The sequence below is a fragment of the Rhodococcus kronopolitis genome (assembly GCF_042654025.1).
GTDB classification, from domain to species: domain Bacteria; phylum Actinomycetota; class Actinomycetes; order Mycobacteriales; family Mycobacteriaceae; genus Rhodococcus_G; species Rhodococcus_G kronopolitis.
Window position 1 is genome coordinate 121,141 of record NZ_JBHSFO010000006.1, and the last position, 5,048, is coordinate 126,188.

Sequence of the window (5,048 nt, forward strand, 5' to 3'; positions counted from 1 at the left end):
ACGACGAGGGAGCCCGAAGCGAATGAGCGTTGAATTCACCACCGAGCAGAAGGCCTTTGCCCAGGCAGTGGCGGACTTCTGCAGGCGCGAGGCCGGCACTCGCGAAAAGCGCGACCAGCTGACCGGTCGCGGCACCCACAATCACAACGCGGAGCTGTACGCGAAGATGGCCGAGCTGGGTTGGCTCGGGTTGACCGTCCCGGAGGAGTTCGGGGGCTCCGACGCGACCATGGTCGACATGTGCATCTTCCTCGAGGAGACCGCGAAGGGCATGGCACCGATCGGTGCGATCGGGCCGACCCTGATCACCGGCGGCGCCTACGCCCGGTTCGGCACCCAGGCGCAGAAGGAGAACGTGTTGCGCGGCATCGTCCGCGGCGCGTCGCAGTCGATCTCGATGTCCGAGCCGGAGGCCGGTTCCGACGTCGCCAACCTCAGCACCAAGGCCGAGAAGGTCGACGACGGCTGGCTCGTCAACGGCCAGAAGACCTGGTGCTCGAACGCGCACATCTCCGAGAACATCCTGCTCGTCGCCCGCACCGGACGCGGCGAGAGCAAGCACGAGGGCCTGACGATGTTCCACGTGCCCGCCGACTCCCCCGGGCTGAAGATCAACCCGATCGAGCTGATGGGCGGGCAGAAGGAGACGAACGACCTCTACTTCACGGACTGCCTGCTGCCGGCGGACGCGGTGGTCGGCGAGGTCGGCAACGGCTGGCGACAGCTGATGACCGGACTGAACTTCGAGCGGCTGATCCTCGCGGCGATGATCCTCGGCACCGCCGAGCGCGCATTCGCCGACACCCTCGAGTTCATCACCACCCGCAAGCAGTTCGGCCGGCCGATCGGCAGCTTCCAGTCCCTGCGGCACCGGATGGCCGACCTGGCCACCGAGATCGAGTGCACCAAGCTCCTGGTCTACTCGGTGGCGCGGGAGGCCGACGCCAACCCGGACCGGATGCTCGCCCGCGAGGCGTCGATGGCGAAGCTGAAGGCCACCGAGACCGCCAAGCGGGTGGCGCTCGAGGGCATGCAGATGATGGGCGGCTACGGCTACGCGACCGAGTTCGACATGGAGCGCCACGTCCGGGCGACCCTGGTCTCCACGATCTTCGGCGGCACCAGCGAGATCCAGCGCGACATCATCGGCAAGACGTACGGACTGTGACCGCACCCTGACTGTCTATGCTGACGGTCTTCTTCGAAGGAGCCTCGATGACCCCGTCCGCCACGTCTCGAAACACTGCCGTCCCCGCGCTTCGCCGCAGGCCGCAGCTCTCCGACGACGTCGCGGCGCACGTGCGCGGGCTGATCATGTCCGGCGGGGTGCGACCGGGAGAGTTCGTCCGGCTCGACGAGACCGCCGCCGAACTCGGGGTCAGCGTGACGCCGGTACGGGAGGCACTGCTGACCCTGCGCGGGGAGGGTCTCGTCGAGCTGGTCCCGCACCGGGGTTACGTGGTGGCACCACTGACCCGCAGCGACATCAACGACGTGTTCTGGCTGCAGGGTCAGATCGCCGAGCAGCTCGCGGTCCGCGCCACCTTCGCGGCGACCGCGGAGGCCCTCGACGAACTGCGCGCGATCAACGCGGCGCTCGCCTCGGCCGTCGCGGCGGGCGACGCCACCCGGATCGAGGACCTCGAGTTCGGCTTCCACCGGGAGGTCAACCGCCTGGCGGGCGCCACCAAGCTGTCGTGGTTCCTGTTCAACGCCATCCGCTACACCCCCGTGCACTTCTACTCGGGTGACCGCGGGTGGGGCGAGTCCGCCACCGCCAGCCACGGCCGGCTGATCGCGGCGATGGCTGCCGGCGACGCCGACGAGGCGGGACGCGAGACCCGTCGGCACTTCACCGACGGCGCCGAGCGGCTGCTCGCGCACCTCGAGCGGACGGGCATCTGGGACTGAGACTCCCCGGCCGTCACGGTGCGGGCCTGGGCACGTCGCCGCCGCGGGACGACGGCGACGCACCACAGGCAATGCCGGTCGGTGTGACGACCGGCGCCGTCAGGAACCGAAGATCGAGAGCGGGTTGGTCAGCGCCGCCTCGGACCCTCCCGACTGGAGCAGCTGCATCTTCACTCCCATCGCGGGCCACTCCTGCACCGCGAGGCCGTTCACCTCGATCGAGACTCCGCTGTCGAAGATGTCAGTGAGTGGGTCCAACCCACTCAAGCGCACCTCGTAGGTCACGTCGAGGGTGACCGTCTTGTTCCCGGTCGCCGAGACGACCCATCCGGCCGAGTTGTCCACGGACAGGCGGCCGCCACCCTGCGTGGGGACGACCTTCTCGGACTTCATCGCCCCGTCCCGCCACGAGGTGACGGTGGCGCTCCCCTCGACGTAGCCGACCACGGTCGGGAAGAGGTCGACGATCTTGTTGAGCAGAAGATCCGGCCCGCCGGTCGCGGCGACGGTGGTCCGATAGGTGATCCGGCCGACGTTGGAGATCTTGTTGTCCCCGACGATCTCCTTGGTGATCTTGAGGTTTCCGCTGGTGACGGTGGCGATACTGGGCAGGTCCGGGATCTCTGCGGACGACCCCAGGCTCGCCAGGGAGGAAACGGCAACGGCTGTTCCGGCTCCGCCCGCCAGAGCACCGGCAACCATCGCCCCGGCAGCAACGACGGATGCGACACGGCGAATCGCGTGACGTGACATGTTCAGATCTCCATTCCACAGGGAAGTTCGCCCGCGCGAGATACCGCAGAATTCCAGACCTCCCGAAGGCACGTCGCGCCACCGTATACGAACCGTCAACCTGCCATATCGAATTGAAAGATATTGCGACCGTGGACAATTACGTAAAACACATAGAGGGCCGCACCGACAAGCTCCGGTGCGGCCCTCTCGTGGATGCGCGGGGTCTAGATCGTCAGCGCCTGCTCGTGCACGCCCTGCACCGCACGCCCGGACGGGTCGGCCATGGCCGCGAACTCCGGATCCCACTCCAGCGCCGCAGGCGTCGAGCAGGCGATCGACTTGCCGCCCGGCACGGTCTCCGCGCAGGCCTCGCCCGGGAAGTTCCGCTCGAAGATGCTCCGGTACAGGAACGCCTCCTTGGACTCCGGCGTATTGTGCGGGAATCGCGTTGCAGCGGTGGCGAACTCGGCGTCCGTGACGACCGCGTCGGCATGGTCCTTGAGCCCGTCGATCCAGCCGTAGCCGACGCCGTCGCTGAACTGCTCCTTCTGCCGCCAGAGGATCTGGTCGGGCAGGGCGCCGTCGAAGGCCTCGCGCAGGACGGCCTTCTCGATCCGGCCACCGCCCGCCATCTTGTGCTTGGCGTCCATGCCCATGGCCACGTCGAGGAACTCCAGGTCGAGGAACGGCACCCGGGCCTCGACGCCCCAGGCCATCATCGACTTGTTGGCGCGCAGGCAGTCGTAGCTGTGCAGGGCGTCGAGCTTTCGCACGGTCTCCTCGTGGAAGGCCTCCGCGGACGGCGCCTTGTGGAAGTAGAGGTAGCCGCCGAACATCTCGTCGGCACCCTCTCCCGAGAGCACCATCTTCACGCCCATCGCCTTGATGCGGCGTGCCAGCAGGAACATCGGGGTGGACGCGCGGATGGTCGTGACGTCGTACGTCTCGATGTGCCGGATCACCTCAGGCAAGGCGTCCAGCCCCTCCTCGAAGGTGTAGACGAAGCCGTGGTGCTCGGTGCCGAGGGCATCCGCCGCGACCTGCGCCGCGGCCAGGTCGGGCGATCCCTCGAGACCGATCGCGAACGAGTGCAGGTGCGGCCACCAGGCCTCGCCGCGATCGTCGTTCTCGACCCGGTTGCGGGCGAACTTGACGGCGCACGCGGCGACCAGCGAGGAGTCCAGGCCGCCGGAGAGCAGCACGCCGTAGGGCACGTCGGTCATCATCTGGCGGTGCACGGCGTCCTCGAAGGCCTTCCGCAGCTCCGGCGGGGTCACCTCCGCGTCCTTCGTTGCGGAATGCTCACGCCACGGCTTGTCGTAGTACCTACGGAGCCCGCCGGCCGCGCTGTCGTAGATGTGCCCGGGCGGGAACGCTTCGATGTCGTCGCACGCCCCGACCAGGGCCTTCATCTCCGACGCGACGAGGATCCGGCCGTCCGCATCGTGGCCCCAGTACAACGGGCACACCCCGATGGGATCGCGGGCGATCAGGAATCGGCGCTGCTCGGCGTCCCACAGCGCAAATGCGAAGATCCCGCTCAGTCGGCTCACGAAGTCCGGGTCACCGTCGCGGTAGAGGGCGCTGATCACCTCGCTGTCGGAGCCGGTGGTGAAGTCGTAGTCGCTGCCGGCCCGCAGGTCACGGTGGTTGTAGATCTCACCGTTGACGGCCAGGGCCAGGTGCCCGTCCCTCGACCGCAACGGCTGCGCCCCACTGGCCGGGTCGACGATGGCCAGGCGCTCGTGCACCAGGATGGCCCCGTCGTCGACGTACACACCGCTCCAGTCCGGGCCACGGTGACGCTGACGCCGCGAGAGCTCCACGGCCTGGACCCGCAGCGCGACCGTACTGTCGCCGGACTTCAAGCCGAACATGCCAAAGATCGAGCACACTTGGAAGGACTCCTTGCCGTGGGCAGAAGGCAACTGCCCGGATCTGGTAGACAACCCCGCCGGCAGGGATGGAGACAGCCCCGCGATGGCGGGTGTTCGCCTCATCGTCGCCCTGACGATACCAATGGCGAGGTGTCACCTCAGTAAATCGCCAGGTTTGCAGGTTCCGTTACGTCATTTCTGTAGCGCCGTCGGCCCCGGAGCGGTGCCCCGGGGCCGAACGGCGTCACCTCACCTACTGCGCGGCGTCCGCCGCCATTGCCTCGATCAGGCTCTTGGGTCGCATGTCGGTCCAGTTGGTCTCGACGTACGTCACGCACTCCTGACGCGACGACGGGCCGTGAACCTCGACCCACCCCGCCGGCACCTCGGCGAACACGGGCCAGAGCGAATGCTGCCCCTCCCCGTTCACCAAAACCAGAAACTGGCCGTCCTCGTCATCGAAGGGATTGCTCATCGCGCTGCCTCTCTTGTAAAGATCCTTGTCCTGCTGTCATGGTCGTGCGC

Annotated in this window: 5 protein-coding genes; 2 read left to right on the forward strand and 3 right to left on the reverse strand. The window is 67.7% G+C overall.

The features are described from left to right. Positions 1–22: 22 nt before the first annotated feature. Together ACFO6S_RS13700 and ACFO6S_RS13705 are read left to right on the forward strand one after the other, a co-directional pair. Positions 23–1,168 (forward strand): acyl-CoA dehydrogenase family protein, encoded by a 1,146-nt coding sequence (locus ACFO6S_RS13700; RefSeq protein ID WP_378417810.1) that lies wholly within the window; start codon positions 23–25, stop codon positions 1,166–1,168. 47 nt (positions 1,169–1,215) lie between these two features. Beyond that, entirely contained in the window at positions 1,216–1,911 is a 696-nt protein-coding gene (locus ACFO6S_RS13705) for a GntR family transcriptional regulator (protein WP_378417812.1), read from the forward strand. Positions 1,912–2,010: 99 nt separating this feature from the next. Here the strand turns inward: ACFO6S_RS13705 and ACFO6S_RS13710 are convergent, their stop codons facing one another. The 3 genes from ACFO6S_RS13710 to ACFO6S_RS13720 form a co-directional block, all read right to left on the reverse strand. Further along, positions 2,011–2,664, reverse strand: a complete 654-nt coding sequence (locus ACFO6S_RS13710) for a hypothetical protein (RefSeq protein WP_378417814.1) — start codon at positions 2,662–2,664, stop codon at positions 2,011–2,013. 206 nt (positions 2,665–2,870) lie between these two features. Further along, positions 2,871–4,541, reverse strand: a complete 1,671-nt coding sequence (gene asnB / locus ACFO6S_RS13715) for an asparagine synthase B (RefSeq protein WP_378417816.1) — start codon at positions 4,539–4,541, stop codon at positions 2,871–2,873. Between the two features lie 235 nt (positions 4,542–4,776). Then, complete coding sequence (locus ACFO6S_RS13720; protein ID WP_378417818.1) at positions 4,777–4,998, reverse strand: MbtH family protein; 222 nt, start codon at positions 4,996–4,998, stop codon at positions 4,777–4,779. Between the last annotated feature and the right edge of the window lie 50 nt (positions 4,999–5,048).

Excerpts from the sequence above, each read along its gene's own strand:
- ACFO6S_RS13700 (WP_378417810.1), top strand. The coding sequence starts at position 23 with ATGAGCGTTGAATTCACCACCGAGCAGAAGGCCTTTGCCCAGGCAGTG.
- ACFO6S_RS13710 (WP_378417814.1), bottom strand. The coding sequence starts at position 2,664 with ATGTCACGTCACGCGATTCGCCGTGTCGCATCCGTCGTTGCTGCCGGG.
- ACFO6S_RS13705 (WP_378417812.1), top strand. The coding sequence starts at position 1,216 with ATGACCCCGTCCGCCACGTCTCGAAACACTGCCGTCCCCGCGCTTCGC.
- ACFO6S_RS13720 (WP_378417818.1), bottom strand. The coding sequence starts at position 4,998 with ATGAGCAATCCCTTCGATGACGAGGACGGCCAGTTTCTGGTTTTGGTG.